The sequence below is a fragment of the Streptosporangium oxazolinicum genome (genome assembly GCF_039537505.1).
Taxonomy (GTDB): domain Bacteria; phylum Actinomycetota; class Actinomycetes; order Streptosporangiales; family Streptosporangiaceae; genus Streptosporangium; species Streptosporangium oxazolinicum.
The window spans coordinates 12,507-27,702 of record NZ_BAABAQ010000015.1; the positions used below are offsets into that span (position 1 = coordinate 12,507).

Below are 15,196 nucleotides of genomic sequence, written 5' to 3' on the forward strand. Positions count from 1 at the left end.
GAAGACGGTGGCGGGGTGCGGGCAATAACAGCGTCCGTTGCCCCACGAAAGGCATCCTGCGTATGAGAGTCAACAGCGGTCGCCCGCCCGATCGCGTTCTTCCCGACCTGGTCTTTCCACCCTCGTTCTTCGCGGACGACGTGGCCGGGGACGGCACGGCAGGGGACGACGCGTCCGTGGAGTCCGCGGTGGAGTCCGCCGTGGCGAGTGACGCCGGGGTGATCCGGTTGTCGCTGCGCGACCCGGAACGGTTCGCCGAGATCTTCCACAGGTACTTCACCGCGATCCATCGGTACGCCTCCGCCAGGCTGGGCGCCGACGCCGCGGACGACGTCGCGGCGGAGACGTTTCTCGTGGCCTTCCGGCAGCGGGAGCGCTACGACCTGTCCCGTCATGAGGCGCGCGCGTGGCTGTTCGGCATCGCCACCAACCTGATCAGACGGCACCGCAGGGACGAGGTGCGCCTGTACCGCGCCCTGGCGCGGGCCCGGGACGCGTCCGTCACCGGCTCGGGAGGTGGCTCCGTCGTCGGCGCGGGCGCGTCGGCGGCGGACTCCGCCGACGCCGACCTCGTCGTCGACGCGCGGCGTCGCCTCGCGGGCGCCCTCGCCGTGCTGAAGGCGGGCGATCGGGAGGTGCTCCTGCTGGTCGCCTACGGCGAGCTCAGTTACGTGGAGGTGTCCGACGCCCTGGGCATCCCCCCGGGCACCGTCGGGTCCCGCCTGAACCGGGCCCGCAAGCGGGTCAGGGAAGCTCTGGACACGAACACCACCGGTAAGGGGGATCGACACGATGGATGAGATGAACCTGCTCCGCGACCGGGCCGAGGCCCAGCCCGCTCCCCGGCCCGAGGCCGTCGCCTCCGCACTCGACCGCCTGCACGGCGCCGTCAGGGAGGCCGCCGGGGAGGCCGGACACGGCGCCGACCGGAAGCCCGAGAGGACGTCCCGGCGTTCGGCCCGGCTGCCCGGCTCGCGCCGGAGGCTCGCCGCGACGGGCCCGCCGACCGCGCCACGGCGACGGTCCCGCCCGGTCCCGCGTCTCATGGCCGCGATCGCCGTCGCGGCCACCGTCGTCGCGGTGGTGGTGACGACGACGGTGGTCGCGCGGGGGCCTGGCGAGGAGAGGCCACCCGTGCTCACGGCCATGGGCGGCCGGGAGGCGTGGCACGAAGGGGACCCCGAGCTCGTGGTGTGGCTCTGCGAGAACGACTCGCCCTTCGTCGGGTGTGGCGGCGGCGGCTTCGCCGTGGAGGACGGCGGCCTGGGTGCTCCGCCGGACCCCATCCTGGGGGGCGAGGCCACCACGCCGCAGGACAAGGTGGTGATCGAGCGGACACTCGGGGCCATGCCGCAGGTGGAGGCGATCTCCTTCGTGAGCAGGCAGGAGGCGTACGCCGACCTGCTCCGCCGGGAACAGGAGGGGTCCGGCCTGGGCCACTCGCGACGGAAGCTGTCCGACATCCTCGACGAGGAGGACATGAAGGAGTCGTACACCCTGAAGATGAGACCCGGCACCGACTGGAACGCCGTGATCGAGACGGCCGAGGCGCTGCGGGGGGTGGCCAACGTGCTCAACCGCAAGTGCCTCACCGAGAACGCCCAGGAGATCGCCGAGAGGGACAGCACCCTGTGCGCTCCCGGTGGTTACGACGACTGACCGGATCCGTGTCAGCCGGGGAGCGCGGCGAACACGGGGCCCGATGACATCGCGGTGCCGGTAGACGCCGCGGTCGGGCCGGGGCCGTCCCACACCCCCGCGCCATCGGGGGACGGGGGTGCGGGGTGGTCGGTGGCTTTGCGGGGACGTGTCGCAAGGTTTACGAGTACGGGCGCCAAAGGGGGGAATCGGCCTCACCGTCATGCTGTTTCGAATCATGAACGTCAGGTCGAGTCCCGGGAGGGCACCATGACGACCACGACCCGTCCCGCCGAGGCGTCCGGACAGTTCGCCATCGGGGGCGACCTCACCGTCAATCGCCTGGGTTACGGGACGATGCAGCTCACCGGTGAGGGCGTGTGGGGAGACCCGCGCGACCCCGAGGAGGCCGTCCGAGTCCTGCGCAGGGCCGTCGAGCTCGGCGTCGACTTCATCGACACCGCCGACTCCTACGGCCCGTTCGTCGCCGAGTTGCTGATCAGGAAGGCGCTGCGCCCCTACGCCGACGATCTGGTCATCGCGACCAAGGCGGGGTTCACCCGGCAGGGTCCCGGAATCTGGACACCGGTCGGCCGCCCCGAGTACCTGCGTCAGCAGGTCGAGTTGAGCCTGCGCCACCTCGGCGTCGAGCGGATCGACCTGCTGCAGCTGCACCGTATCGACCCCGCCGTCCCGGTCGCGGACCAGGTCGGGGAGCTCGCGCTGATGCAGCGGGAGGGCAAGATCCGGCACATCGGCCTCAGCGAGGTCAGCGTCGAGGACGTCGAGGAGGCGGGGAGGTCCGCGACGATCGTCTCGGTACAGAACCTCTACAATCTCGCGCACCGCGACGCCGAGCCCCTGCTGGAGTACTCGGAGGCCAACGGCATCGCCTTCATTCCCTGGTTCCCGCTCGCGACCGGCAAGCTGGCCGCGGAGGGCGGCCCGCTCGCCGCGGCGGCCAAGGAGCACGGAGCCACCCCGTCGCAGCTCGCTCTGGCGTGGCTGCTGCGCCGCTCCCCGGTGATGCTGCCCATCCCCGGCACCTCGTCGGTCGCCCACCTGGAGGACAACGTCGCCGCCGCGACCGTCCAGCTGAGCGACGACGAGTTCAACGCCCTGACCAGGGGAGCCTGAGGGAACGATCCGTTACGGTCGAGGAGGCCGTAGGAGCTCAGGTTCACGCTCGCCGCGATACGGCTCAGCGCGATGTCCCGGGATCGGCGTCCCGGTCGCGCGGATCCGGGTGGGGGGACGGCGGGAAGCGGAGTACCCAGCGGCGCTGCCACGGGGTCTCGACGGCCCGATGGTGGTGGTGCTCGCGCGTCCAGGCGACGGCGTCGGCCGGGGCGAGCCCGGCCAGGACGGCGAGGCAGGCGACGACCGTGCCGGTGCGTCCGACGCCGCCCCCGCAGGCGACCTCCACCGCGGTGCCCGCCAGTGCCCGCTCGTGCAGCGCGCGGATTCGCCGTACGGCCAGGTCGTGGTCGCGGGGCAGCAGGAAGTCGGGCCACTGGATCCACGCGTGCGGCCACCGCAGCTCGCCCTCGTGACGACGGCGGAGCCGGTCGGAGCCGAGGTACAGCCCGAAGCCGGGCGTCGGCCCCTCCGGCGGCGGACGGCGCAGGCCGCGGCCACGGATCCAGGAACCGTCCGGCAGCCGGAGGGCACCCACGAGCGGCGGTTCGCTCACCGGCCCGGCGACCGGACCGGTTGCCGCGCCGTCCTCGGGGTCTAGCATCGGATCCTCCCTGTGTCTCTCACCGGGTACTGCCTGTGTCTCTCACCGGGTACTGCCCAGCCGGTGGCGTGCGCGGTGATTGGCGACGTTGAGCCGGTTGCCGCACAGGTCGGTGCAGTAGACGCGGCGTCCCCCTCGGCTGGTGTCGACGAACACACCGCGGCAGCCCGGAGCGACGCAGGCGCGGAACCGGCCGTGGCCGAGGGTACGGACGGCGCCGAGCAGCCCGACACCGATGAGCGCGGCCAACTCCTCGGCCGGTGACGCGCCCGGCGCGGTCGGGACGTACCACTGCCACCGCCCGCCGGGGTCGCGGTCCAGCACCGGGCTGAGACCGGCCCGCCTGGACAGCACGACGGCGCCCGCGACGGCCTGGTCCTCCGTTTCGGTCTCCACGACGCCACGCGCCTCCCGGCGTAGCAGATGAACCTCGCGGACGTCGTCGCCGGTCGGCGGACGCCCGTCCGCCAGGGCGTCGAGTCGCACCCCGTGCCCCGCGAGGAAGCGCGTCAACGCCTCCGGGGTCGGCAGGGCGTCCCCGGTCGTGGCCCGCACGGTGGGCGAGGTATTGGCCAGGTCACCGGCCACGGCCGCCCCCACCGCGTAGTCGGCAATGGGGATCCGCATGTCTCACCGCCTTCTGGTGTAACCGATAAAGCGAGAATATAACCCTTACTCCGTGGTGAAGTGAAGGGCCGTGCCCGAGGCGGCGCGCCACGGCCGGTCACGTCGGTGCCTCGCGAGTGCGGGCCGCAGGGGAGGACGCGGGGCGGCGGCTCGTCGGGGGACGGCTGCCGGTCATGTTTCAGGCGCGCGGAAGGGTCACGGGCGCGCCCGGCTTGTCCTCGGACCCCTTTTACGGACATCCTTGGAGGTGCCGGCGCCGGCGGGTGAGGTCAGGTCACCCGCCGGCCCGGTCCTTCCACGGTCCACGGCCGCCCCTCGCGCCGGTCCCGGGCGGGACCGAGGCGCCTTCGGTACGGTCCCCCGCTGGATCCCGATCCCGTCGAACGGGCCCTTCTCCAGGTACGGGAAGCTCGCGTTCCGCCACTCGACGTCGTCGGGCCGGGGCCGGTCCACGTACAGCGGGCGCCCGCCCAGGAAGCCGTAGGTGTGAGCGACCTCCTCGCGGCCGGGGTCGTTCGCCGGTGGTTCCCCGGGTGAAGTGCTCTCCCTCCACGCCGAAGTCGGCGGGCGCTCCCTCCGTTGCCTCGACACGGGTCCGAGGTCTCGTTGAGGATGTCTCCGGGGCTAAAATTAGTTAGTCTTACAGCCAAACAAATTGGCCGGGGGTGGCCGTCGCCACAAGGGGCCGATGATCGCGGGGCGCCGGGGAGTGGTCACGGATTGGTGAACGATGGGGCATGATGGGGCCAGCTTGGCCGAGCGGGAGCGGGACTCACCTTGATCACACCTACGACTGACCCGCGGCCGGCCGACTTCGCCGACGTGCGGGCCACCAACCTCGCCGTCGTGCTGAGGTTCGTGCGCGAGCAGGCGCCGTGCTCGCGGGCCGACATCGCGGCGTCCACCGGTCTCAACAAGGCGACCGTGTCGAGCCTGGTCACCGACCTGATCGATCGCCGCCTGGTCAGGGAGACCGGCCTGACGGAGAACCGCGTCGGCCGCCCCGCCACGATGCTCGTGCTCGACGGCTCGCCGTACGCGGCGATCGGCATCGAGGTCAACGTCGACTACGTCACCGCGGTCGCGGTGGACCTGGCGGGGGAGAGGCTGCTGTCCTGGCGCAGGTCCTTCTCCGGCGCGGCCGGTACGGCGGCCCAGGCGATGGCCACCGTCGCGGGAATCGTCCGCCGGGTGGCGACCAGGATGGCCAAGGAGGAGCGTCAGATCCTGGGACTGACCGTGGGCGTGCCGGGACTGATCGACGCCGACGGCACCGTGCGCATCGCGCCCAACCTCGGCTGGCGCGACGCCGACCTCTGCGGCGACCTCACCAGGGCACTGCGCGACCCGGGCTTCCCCGTCCAGGTCGACAACGACGCCAACCTGGCGGCCCTGGCCGAGTACCGCTTCGGCCCGCACGCCGGGACGGCCAACCTGGTCTACCTCACCGGCGAGATCGGCGTCGGGGCCGGGATCATCCTCGACGGGCGGCTGCGCCGAGGGGGCCAGGGGTACGGCGGCGAGATCGGCCACATCCAGCTCGACCCCTTCGGCGCCGAGTGCCGCTGCGGGCGCCTGGGCTGCCTGGAGGCCGTCGCCGGGATCGGCGCCGTGCTGGAACACGCCGCGATCTCGCCCGCCGAGGTCGAGGTCGAGCTCGACGAGGTGGTGCGGCTGGCCCGCGCGGGCGACGCGCGCACGCTCGCCCTCCTGAGCTCCGTGGGCCACAACCTCGGCAAGGGCGTGGCCCTGATGGCCAACCTGCTCAACCCCGAGGTGGTCATCCTGGGCGGCTACTACGTGCCGCTCGCGCCGTGGCTGCTGCCCTCGGTGGAGACCGAGACCCGGGGGCGCACGATCGCGCCGGACGCCGGGGGCTGCCGGGTCGTGGCCTCCACGCTCGGGTACGGGGCGGCCGCGCTGGGAGGCGCCGCCCGGGTGCTCGACTCCGTGGACTCCGGCCGCCTGCCACGGGTCTCGTGATCCGCGTCGCGCGTACGCCGCCCACCTCTTGACCTGGTCGCACAGGAGCGCCTCCCCCCGGGAGGCGCCGCTCGAAACACGTGCGTGACGAACACCGGAGCGCGTGGGTGGCGCCCGGAGCCGGAACTTCTGGAGTGGGCCGAGGACGAGGTGCCGATACCGGAGCGCGTGGGTGGCGCCCGGGGTCTTCCCGAACCGCGCTTTCGCAGCCGGGTTTCCGTAACGGCGACGGGCGCGCCTCCCGGAAGGGAGGCGCGCCCGTCGCCGTTCTGCTCGTTCTGTCCTGCCGATCGTTTCGCCGGGGACGACTACCAGTCGCCGCCGCCGAAGTCACCGCCGCCGAAGTCGCCTCCGCCGCTGAAGTCACCCCAGCCTCCGCCGCCGAAGTCGCCCCCGCCGCCGAAGTCGGTGCCGCTCTCGGCGCCGCCGCCGTAGCCGCCGTACCCGAAGCCGCCGCTCATCATGCTGCCCATCATCGTGCCGACCAGCATGCCGGTCATGACGTCGCCGAAGCCGCCGTAGTAGCCGTAGGCGTAGGGCTGGTAGGCCGGTCCCGCGTCGTAGTACGGGCGGCGCTGGCCGTTGACCATGACCTCGCGCGTCTGCGGCTCGAAGCCGCGCTCGACGGCCTCGGCGTCGGCCGCGCAGGCGGGCACGTCGCGCAGCGCGCCGCCGGGCGGGGCCCAGCGCACGTCGCGGGCGGAGGGGCCGTGCTGCGGGTTGAAGAAGCACGGGGAGCGCCGCTCGGGCAGCGGCTGGTTGTTGACGCGCGCCTTCACGCAGGCGAGGGCGTAGCGGCCCTCCTCCAGCGCGGTGGTCACGCCGCGCAACTCGTCGGGACGCTTGACCGCCGCGAGTTCCACCTTGGCCCGCTCGTAGGAGTCGAGGGCGCGCTGCCAGTCCTGCTGGTGGTCGCCGCTGTCGTTGAGCAGCTTGACGTCGGTGTCGAGGTCGGTGATCTCCTCACCGAACTTGGTGACGTCCTCGTCCACGGTCTGCTTGACCGCGGCCAGCTCGGCGGCCTCGCGCGCCAGGCGCTCCTTCTTCTTCTTGCGGGAGTAGAGGAAGATGCCCCCGCCGCCGGCCAGGGCCAGCACCAGGATGCCGACCAGCAGGCCCCCGCTGGAGCCGCTGGAGGAGCCGGAGGAGCCGGACGAGACACCGGCGCCGGTGGCCGCGTCGTCGGCCAGCTTGACGAAGTTGATCACGTTGTCGGTCGGGCTGGAGGCGGTCTTGGCCCGCCCGAGCAGCTCGTCGACGTCGACGCCCCTGATGTTGGTGACGCCGAACGGTATGGTGCCGTTCATCACCAGGACGGTGGACTTGGAACCGACGCCCTTGAGGATCGAGCTCAGCAGGGTCCTCGCCTGGGACTGGCTGCTGATCGAGCCACCGGGCAGCAGCGCCACGTAGACGGAGGGGGTCTGTTCGACCGCGCCGCGCATGGCGTTGACGGCGTCGGTGGGCAGGTTCGCCGCGGGATCGGCGTAGAAGTGGTCCCCGTCCTTCAGCTCCGAGACGATCGCACTGGGGTCTGGCGCCGCGGCGTTGGCCGCCGGGGCGATCATGAACATGGCCAGCAGTCCGGCGAACAATGCCATGATCGTGGCACCGAAACGACCTGGCGCGGCTTTTGTGGTGGTCACGGCAGAAAGCCTCCTTCGTCCTGAAGACGAATGAGCGGATGGCAGAGTTCCCTACCCCTCGACCGTATCCCCTCGCGGCCCGCGTCAGGCGCCTCTCGGGCACCCGGTATCCGATCGTCGTACCGTCCCGGCCGGCGTGGAGGCCGTGAACGTTCCCGAACCGCGGCTCCCGGTTCCCGCGGGCCCGCTCAGGTGTCCTTGATCTCGCAGATCGTGGCGCCCGGGGTGATGGTCTGGCCGATCGACGCCGCCAGCCCCGTGACGGTGCCCGCCTTGTGGGCGGCGAGCGGCTGCTCCATCTTCATCGCCTCCAGTACGACGATCGTGTCACCGGCCGCGACGGTGTCGCCGTCGGTCGCGACGATCTTGACGATCGTGCCCTGCATCGGGCTGACCAGCGAGTCGCCGTCCGTGGCCTTTTTGGCCCCCCCGCCACCGCCCCGGCGCGGCGCCTTCGAGGCCGCGCGGGCCGCGTTCCCGGCACCCCCGGCACCCCCGGCGCCCCCGGCGCCCCCGGTGGCGAACCCCGGGGGAAGCACTACCTCCAGCCGCTTGCCGCCCACCTCGACGGTGATCCGCTCCCGCTCGCCCTGCTCCCCGGCCTCGCCCAGCTCTCCCTCGTACGGCGGGATCGTGTTGTCGAACTCGGTCTCGATCCACCGGGTGTGCACCGAGAACGGCTCGCCGGTGAACGCGGGATCGGACACCACGGCTCGGTGGAAGGGCAGCACGGTCGGCATGCCGTCGATCTCGAACTCGGCCAGGGCCCTGCGCGAGCGCTCCAGGGCCTGTGTCCGGGTGGCCCCGGTCACGACCAGTTTGGCGACCAGCGAGTCGAAGGACTGCGGGACGGTCATGCCCGCCTCGTAACCGGCGTCCAGGCGCACCCCCGGCCCCGAGGGGGCGCTCATGCGCGTGATCGTGCCGGGGGCGGGCAGGAAGCCGCGCCCGGCGTCCTCGGCGTTGATCCGGAACTCGATCGAGTGGCCGCGCGGCACGGGGTCGCCGTAGCCGAGCTCCTCGCCGTCGGCGACGCGGAACATCTCCCGTACGAGATCGATGCCCGCGACCTCCTCGGTCACCGGGTGCTCGACCTGGAGGCGGGTGTTGACCTCCAGGAAGGAGATCGTGCCGTCCTGGCCCACCAGGAACTCACACGTGCCGGCGCCGACGTAGCCCGCCTCGCGCAGGATCGCCTTGGAGCTGGTGGAGAGCAGGTCGAGCTGCTCGGGCGACAGGAACGGGGCCGGGGCCTCCTCGACCAGCTTCTGGTGGCGGCGCTGCAGCGAGCAGTCGCGGGTGGACACCACGACCACGGTGCCGTGGGCGTCGGCCAGGCACTGGGTCTCCACGTGCCGGGGCCGGTCCAGGTAGCGCTCGACGAAGCACTCGCCCCTGCCGAACGCGGTGACGGCCTCGCGGACCGCGCTGTCGTACAGCTCGGGGATCTCCTCCAGGGTGCGGGCGACCTTCAGCCCGCGCCCGCCACCGCCGTACGCGGCCTTGATCGCGATCGGCAGGCCGTGTTCGGTGGCGAAGGCGACGACCTCCTCGCTCCCCGAGACCGGGTCCTTGCTACCGGCCACGAGCGGCGCGCCGACCTTCTGGGCGATGTGGCGGGCCCGCACCTTGTCGCCGAGCGCGGTGATCGCGGCCGGTGGCGGGCCGATCCAGGTCAGTCCCGCGTCGATCACGGCCTGGGCGAAGCCCGCGTTCTCGGACAGGAAACCGTAGCCGGGGTGCACGGCGTCGGCCCCGACCTCGGCGGCGACGCCCAGCAGCTTGTCGACGTCGAGGTAGGTCTCCGCGGGAGTCTCGCCGCCGAGCGCGCGGGCCTCGTCCGCGACCCGGACGTGGAGCGCGTCCAGGTCCTGGTCGGCGTAGACGGCGACGCTGGCCAGCCCGGCGTCCTTGCAGGCGCGGGCGACCCGCACCGCGATCTCACCACGGTTGGCGATCAGGACCTTGTGCACCGACGTCGTTCCCTTCAGTACGTGCCAGTACGTGCGGACGGAGGACTGGCGTGGCCTTCAACGGAGTGTAGGCGTCTCCTGATCGTGGAGGAGGGACGGGCCCCGGTCCCGGCGGCGCCCCGACGAGCCCCGCTCTATAGCTTCCTGAATTACCAAAAATCAAGACAATGAAGAACGTTTAGCATCTTGGCGGCTGAGGGAACGTCCATAGCCGCTCGGTATAACCCGGATACCTCTGTGATCCTTACGCCTATCGTGATTTCGTTTGGCGACTCCCCCCGACACCGATCCGAAGGAGACTGGCATGAGCCAGAACTTGCTCGGCGGCAATCCCGCGGAAATGCAGCAGATGGCCACCCAGTTCACCCAGCAGGCCGACCAGGTCAGGGCCACCGTGGCCGCCCTCGACCGGGAGGCCGCGAAGGTCGGCACCGCCTGGACGGGGCCCGGTGCCCAGCGTTTCGGCGAGGCCTGGCAGAACTACCGCGCCGCCTTCCAGCGCATGTCCGAGGAGCTCTCCGAGGCTTCCCGGGTCATCAACACCTACCGCGGCAATATCGAGTCCGCCACGCGATAGGAAACGGTCCGCCGAAATGCCCCGGTCCTAAGGACCGGGGCATTTTCTCATTGAAGCCACAGGACGGCACAGAACTGCGCAGAACGGTGGGCCGACGGGAAGGCGTATGCCGCGCGGCCTCTCAGGTGACGGCGGCCTGGACCGGGGTCACCGAGCCCAGGGTCACCAGCAGGCCGCGCCCGGGAGGGCCGCCGACCGCGCCGCGGGGCAGGCGGACGGTGAACAGGTCGCCGTCGGCGGGGCTCTGGACCGACAGCAGCAGGCCCGTACGACCCTTGCGGGCCTCGGCCGCGAAACCCCGGTAGGCGGTGGTCAGGTCGCCGGTGGTGCCACCGATGATCATGCCGTGCTCGCCGTCCCTGCCGCTCCGCAGCACCTCCTCCAGCGCCGCGCCCAGGGGGGAGTCCGGGGAGATCAGCTCGGCGTCGTCGACGACCACGACGTAGCGGTCCTGCCCTGCGACGGCCTCGCGCAGGTCGCCGCCCGCGTCCAGCACGGCCAGCACGCCCGGGGTGTCGACCAGGGTGCACAGCGGGCTGCGCCGGGGGGTCACGAGGACCGTGGGGGTGCCGTGGGAGAGCAGCGAGTGGGTGGCGGTCAGCAGCGCCGTGGACCTGCCCGACCTGGGCGGGCCCGCGACGACCGCGGCGGGGCCGTGGGCGAGCAGGTCGACGCCGAGCGGTGCCAGCGAGTCGCCCCCGGCGCCGAGCAGCGCCCACAGCGGGGACGGGGGCCGGAAGGAGGGCACCAGGTCCAGGACCTGCGCCGCGGTGACGCGCATCGGCAGCGCGTCCACCCGCAGCGGCGGGTCGGCGGTGATCTCCGGCGCCGAGCGGGCCAGCGCCTGGAGGGCGGCGACCTGCGCCGGTCCCGAGGGGTCGTCGCAGAGCAGCGCGATCTGGCTCTCGGTCGTGCCGTGCTCGCCGGTCGACAGCGCGCGGCCCGGCGCGAGGGTCGCGGGCAGGTCCTTGACGGGCAGCCCGGCGAGACCGTAGTCGGAGGGGTCGGCGAGCCGCAGGATGAGCCGGTCGTCGAAGACCGTGGAGATCTGCCCGATCAGCGCCGACCTGTCGCCGGTCACCACGGCCCGCAGCCCCACCGCGGGGCCCTCGCGCAGCAGTTGCATCAGCGACTCGATCAGCCGCCCGTAGTCGTACGCCTCGAACGCGGCGACGAACCCCTCCCATCGGTCGAGCATCAGGACCAGCCACGGCAGCCGAGGCCCGTCCGCGGCGGCGCGCAACTCGGCCAGCGAGGCGTACCCGGCCTCGGCGAGGAGCTGCTGGCGCCGCCCCACCTCCGCGCGGAGCCGGGCCAGCAGCCGCTCGACCCGGTCGAGCTGGTCGCGGGTCACCACCGCCCCGCAGTGCGGCATCGCCATCAGGGGCAGCAGTGACCCCGAGCCGCAGTCGATCGCGTGCACGTGCACGTCGTCGGGGGAGGCACCGGCGGCGATCGCCCCCGCCAGGGTGCGCAGCGCGGTGGAGCGCCCGCTGCGCGAGGCGCCCGCGACGAGCAGGTGCCCCCCGTGGGCGAGGTCGAGCGCGAGCGCCCGCCGGTCCTGCGCCCAGGGCAGGTCGGTGATCCCGAAGGCGAGCGGCGGCACCTCCTCGACCCCCGCCCGGTACGGCGGCCCGCCGGGCGCGTCACCGGGCAGCACGGGCGTGACCGGGAGGACGGGGACGGTCACGAGGTCGGGAAGCGGTTCGAGCCAGGGACTCGGCTGCTCGGCGACCCCGGCGAGGCGGGCCGCCTCGACCAGGGCGTCGGCGAGCAGGGACAGGTCGGTGACGTGGCCGCTCTCGGCACCGGCGTGGACCGGCCTGGGGTGCCCCAGGGCCTGCCAGCCGACCTCCGTCACCCGTACCCTCACCTCGCCGCCCGAGGCGCCGGGGCTCCGGCCGCCGATCCGCGCGGTCTGCACGGCCGTCGCCGCCCCCGCGCCCGACTTCACGTAGCACCGGCCGGGAGCGGACTTGGGGATGTACGAGGCGTCGGGGCGGCCGATGACGTCGGCCGACTCCGACGCCTCGGTGACCCGCAGGGCGATCCGCAGGGAGGTGTTGGCCTGGATGTCGGCGGTCACCACGCCGCCGGGCCGCTGGGTGGCGAGGATGAGGTGGATGCCGAGCGAGCGTCCCCGCCTGGCGATGTCGACCAGCCCGGTCATGAAGTCGGGCAGCTCGCTGACCATGGCCGCGAACTCGTCGATGACGAGCACCAGCCGGGGCAGCGGGGGCGGGGGCTCCAGGGACGCGGAGGACCCGGCGGAACCGGCGCGCCCGCGTGGCGGCCTGGCCTGTGTGCCGCCTCCGGCGACGAGCAGGTCGCGGGAGGCGCGGGCCGTGCGGGCGTCGCGCAGCTCGTGGTAGTCCTCGATGTCCTTCGCCCCCGCGGCGAGCAGCAGGCGCTCGCGGCGGCGGATCTCGGCGGCCAGCGAGGCCAGCGCCCGCTGGGTCAGGTGGCCGTCGAGGTCGCTGACCATGCCCACCGTGTGCGGCAGCCGCACGCACTCCTTGAACGCGGCGCCGCCCTTGTAGTCGATGAGCACGAACGTCATCTCGTCCGGCCGGTTGGCCACCGCCAGCGAGCAGATCAGGGTCTGCAGCAGCTCCGACTTTCCCGCGCCCGTGGTGCCCGCGATGAGCGCGTGCGGCCCGTCCCTGCGCAGGTCGATGGAGAACGGCCCCTCGGGGCCCGCTCCCACCACGGCCTCGGTGGCCCGGCCCCAGCGCCTGGTCAGGGCCGCGCCGGAGACCGACGGCAGCTCCAGCAGGTCCAGCAGCCGCGCGGAGTCCGGCAGGGCGAGTCCGGCGTCGTCGCGGCTGACGTCGCGGATCGGCGCCAGCGAGCGGGCGAGCCGGTCGCACCAGGCGGCCGTCACCTGGTCGGCCAGGATCTCCCCGAGGTCGTCCAGGCCGCCGCCGCGCAGCCGTACCGTGCCGTCGGCCTCCACGGCGGCGACGGTGGCGCACTCCTCGGGCAGCAGCCGCTGGTCGCCGTCGACGGCCAGGGTGTAGACGCCCGCCCTGGGGCCCTGGCGCAGCACCTGGGGCATGCCGGGCAGGGCGCGCAGCACCTGCGCGCCGTCGAGCACGACCAGCACGTCGTAGGGGCGCTCGTCGTAGACGGGGGCGGCGTACGGCTGCTCGGCCCCGCCCGTGCCCGAGGCCCCGCCCAGGTCGCCCCAGCCGGCCGGGACGCGGCCCAGCTTGGCCGAGGGGCTCGCGGCGGCGTCGTCGCCGAGGCGCTCGTCGATCAGCGCGGCCAGCTCGCTCACCCGGCGGGCCGCGGCCTCGGGATCGGCGCCGACCAGGGCCACGCAGTCCTCGCCGCCGCGCGGGGCGCAGTGCGGCAGCCAGCGGACCCAGTTCCAGCGCTCCTCGCCGTCGCCGTGCGCGGACAGGACGACGATCGCCAGGTCGCGCGGGCTGTGCAGGGCGGCGGCCTGGCCGACCAGCCAGCGCGCCACCCCGGCCGCCGTGTTCCTGGGCCCGGTCAGTCCGGCGACGCCCAGGCGGCGCATGGCCAGCGCCACCGGCACCGCCTGGCAGGTGGGCGGGACGGGCAGCGGGGCGTCGATCGGCGCGGAGCGCTCCGCGGCGAACTCCAGGTCGGCGGGGAGGTCGGCGAGGCCGACCCGCAGCCGCAGCGCGTCGGGGTCGTGGTCGCGCCGCTCCCAGAGCCGCCGCCGGGGGCCGGTCACGGTGAGCAGCACCTCGGCGGGGTCGGGCGCGGCGGCGCGGCGGGCGGTCTCGTCGTCGGCGCGGGCGCGCTCCACGGCCGCCTCGAAGACCTTCAGCCGCTGTTTGTACTCCTTGACCTGCTGGCGGTACTGCTTGCGGCCGTGCCGCCTGTCGCTCCACCACTGGCCGATCATGATCAGTGGCGTCATAAACGCGAACAGCAGGAAGTACCACGAACCGAGGGCGATGCACATGCCCACCCCCAGCGCGGCGGGCAGGAACGCGGTGAGCAGCTGCAACCGCATCGTCTCGGCCCGCCTGGGCTCGGCCGGGACCTCGAAGCGCCGCGCGCCGCCCGGCGGCCGGAACCTGGGCGGCCGGTTGTAGGCGAGCCCGCCGTCCGGCTGCGCGTCCAGGTGGGCGTCGGGCGGCTCCACCGCCTTGAGGGTGAGCACGGTCCCGCCGCAGCTGAGCAGGGCGTGCTCGGGCCAGGGCAGCGGCTCCTTCAGGGGGGCGCGGTCCAGCAGGGGCGCCGTGCCCTCCCCGGGCTCGACGGTGATGGCGTCCGGGGTGAGCCGCACCACCGCGGCCCGCGCGGGCAGCCGGGGGTCGGCCACGGCCACCGAGCAGGCGGGGTCGGAGCCGATGGTGTGCACGCCCAGGCTGAGGCGGTGCACCGACCCGGCCGCGGGCCCGCCGACCACCCGGATCTCCACGATCCCGCCGGGCTCCTCGGCGAGCGTGGCCACCGCGAGGGAGCGGTCGAGGGTGACGAGGTCGCCGTCGCGGAGCAGGCCGAGGGCGGGGGCCTCGGGGTCGAGGGGGCGGCCGTCCATCCACAGCGTCGGGGGCTCGCCCCCCGCGGAGTCGCGATCCAGCCCGTACGGGGCCTTGCTGCGCGTCAGCCGCACCACGTTGCTCGGCCGCTCGCCGCCCTGGCCCGCCAGGGACTCCGCGAGCCGTGCCACCGTGGTCGTCTCGTCGCCCTCGACCACGACATCGCGGTCGGCGTGCTCGCTGAGCACGGTGAGCATGATCCGCATCGCCGCTCTCCTCGGGTCAGGCCCCGGAATCACCGTACAGAGTGAAAACCGTGCCATGGCTCGCGATCCCTATGTGGAAAACGGCGAAACCTGTGGATAACTATCCGAGGGTGGTGACCGGTTATGCCGCTTCAGGTGGGCATTTGGTGATGTGGGGGCTTCCCGGCGGTGACCTACCCGTGGTGCGAGGCTGTGGAAAACCTGTTCGGAGAACCGGGGGGAGTGACGCGTTCCGCTCTGGAGGCCCGGTCCCGTCGGAGGAGAGCGCGTCGCGCACGGGAA

Annotated in this window: 10 protein-coding genes; 5 read left to right on the plus strand and 5 right to left on the minus strand. The window is 73.2% G+C overall.

All coding sequences use genetic code 11. The annotated features are described in order from the left end of the window. The first annotated feature begins 62 nt into the window (after positions 1-62). From ABD817_RS32570 to ABD817_RS32580, 3 genes are all read left to right on the plus strand, one after another. On the plus strand, positions 63-800 hold the full coding sequence (locus ABD817_RS32570; RefSeq protein ID WP_344922125.1) for an RNA polymerase sigma factor: 738 nt from the start codon (positions 63-65) through the stop codon (positions 798-800). Then, positions 793-1,659, plus strand: coding sequence for a permease-like cell division protein FtsX (locus ABD817_RS32575; protein WP_344922126.1), 867 nt, complete (start codon positions 793-795; stop codon positions 1,657-1,659). Before ABD817_RS32570 ends, ABD817_RS32575 begins: the two co-directional genes overlap by 8 nt. A gap of 249 nt (positions 1,660-1,908) precedes the next feature. Beyond that, complete coding sequence (locus tag ABD817_RS32580; RefSeq protein WP_344922127.1) at positions 1,909-2,775, plus strand: aldo/keto reductase; 867 nt, start codon at positions 1,909-1,911, stop codon at positions 2,773-2,775. A 64-nt stretch (positions 2,776-2,839) separates the two neighbouring features. On the opposite strand, the gene ABD817_RS32585 is transcribed toward ABD817_RS32580, so the two are convergent. Both ABD817_RS32585 and ABD817_RS32590 read right to left on the minus strand, forming a co-directional pair. Then, entirely contained in the window at positions 2,840-3,379 is a 540-nt protein-coding gene (locus ABD817_RS32585) for a phosphatase domain-containing protein (protein ID WP_344922128.1), read from the minus strand. 42 nt (positions 3,380-3,421) lie between these two features. Beyond that, on the minus strand, positions 3,422-4,006 hold the full coding sequence (locus ABD817_RS32590) for a CGNR zinc finger domain-containing protein (RefSeq protein ID WP_344922129.1): 585 nt from the start codon (positions 4,004-4,006) through the stop codon (positions 3,422-3,424). 777 nt (positions 4,007-4,783) lie between these two features. Between ABD817_RS32590 and ABD817_RS32595 the strand changes: the two genes are divergently transcribed. Beyond that, a complete protein-coding gene (locus tag ABD817_RS32595; RefSeq protein WP_344922130.1) occupies positions 4,784-5,989 on the plus strand; it encodes an ROK family protein in 1,206 nt (401 codons plus the stop codon). 308 nt (positions 5,990-6,297) lie between these two features. Here the strand turns inward: ABD817_RS32595 and ABD817_RS32600 are convergent, their stop codons facing one another. Both ABD817_RS32600 and ABD817_RS32605 read right to left on the minus strand, forming a co-directional pair. Then, positions 6,298-7,635 carry a hypothetical protein gene (locus ABD817_RS32600; RefSeq protein WP_344922131.1) on the minus strand — a complete coding sequence of 446 codons (1,338 nt, stop codon included), beginning with the start codon at positions 7,633-7,635 and terminating at the stop codon, positions 6,298-6,300. Between the two features lie 188 nt (positions 7,636-7,823). After that, entirely contained in the window at positions 7,824-9,608 is a 1,785-nt protein-coding gene (locus ABD817_RS32605) for an acetyl/propionyl/methylcrotonyl-CoA carboxylase subunit alpha (RefSeq protein ID WP_344922132.1), read from the minus strand. 304 nt (positions 9,609-9,912) lie between these two features. Between ABD817_RS32605 and ABD817_RS32610 the strand changes: the two genes are divergently transcribed. Further along, positions 9,913-10,185, plus strand: a complete 273-nt coding sequence (locus ABD817_RS32610; protein ID WP_344922134.1) for a WXG100 family type VII secretion target — start codon at positions 9,913-9,915, stop codon at positions 10,183-10,185. A gap of 121 nt (positions 10,186-10,306) precedes the next feature. Here the strand turns inward: ABD817_RS32610 and ABD817_RS32615 are convergent, their stop codons facing one another. Then, positions 10,307-14,914, minus strand: a complete 4,608-nt coding sequence (locus ABD817_RS32615; RefSeq protein ID WP_344922135.1) for a type VII secretion EssC family protein — start codon at positions 14,912-14,914, stop codon at positions 10,307-10,309. Positions 14,915-15,196 lie beyond the last annotated feature (282 nt).

Bases quoted from the DNA above. Each gene is read 5' to 3' on its own strand.
- ABD817_RS32580 (WP_344922127.1), top strand. From the start codon at position 1,909: ATGACGACCACGACCCGTCCCGCCGAGGCGTCCGGACAGTTCGCCATC.
- ABD817_RS32590 (WP_344922129.1), bottom strand. From the start codon at position 4,006: ATGCGGATCCCCATTGCCGACTACGCGGTGGGGGCGGCCGTGGCCGGT.
- ABD817_RS32610 (WP_344922134.1), top strand. From the start codon at position 9,913: ATGAGCCAGAACTTGCTCGGCGGCAATCCCGCGGAAATGCAGCAGATG.
- ABD817_RS32585 (WP_344922128.1), bottom strand. From the start codon at position 3,379: ATGCTAGACCCCGAGGACGGCGCGGCAACCGGTCCGGTCGCCGGGCCG.
- ABD817_RS32575 (WP_344922126.1), top strand. From the start codon at position 793: ATGGATGAGATGAACCTGCTCCGCGACCGGGCCGAGGCCCAGCCCGCT.
- ABD817_RS32615 (WP_344922135.1), bottom strand. From the start codon at position 14,914: ATGCGGATCATGCTCACCGTGCTCAGCGAGCACGCCGACCGCGATGTC.
- ABD817_RS32570 (WP_344922125.1), top strand. From the start codon at position 63: ATGAGAGTCAACAGCGGTCGCCCGCCCGATCGCGTTCTTCCCGACCTG.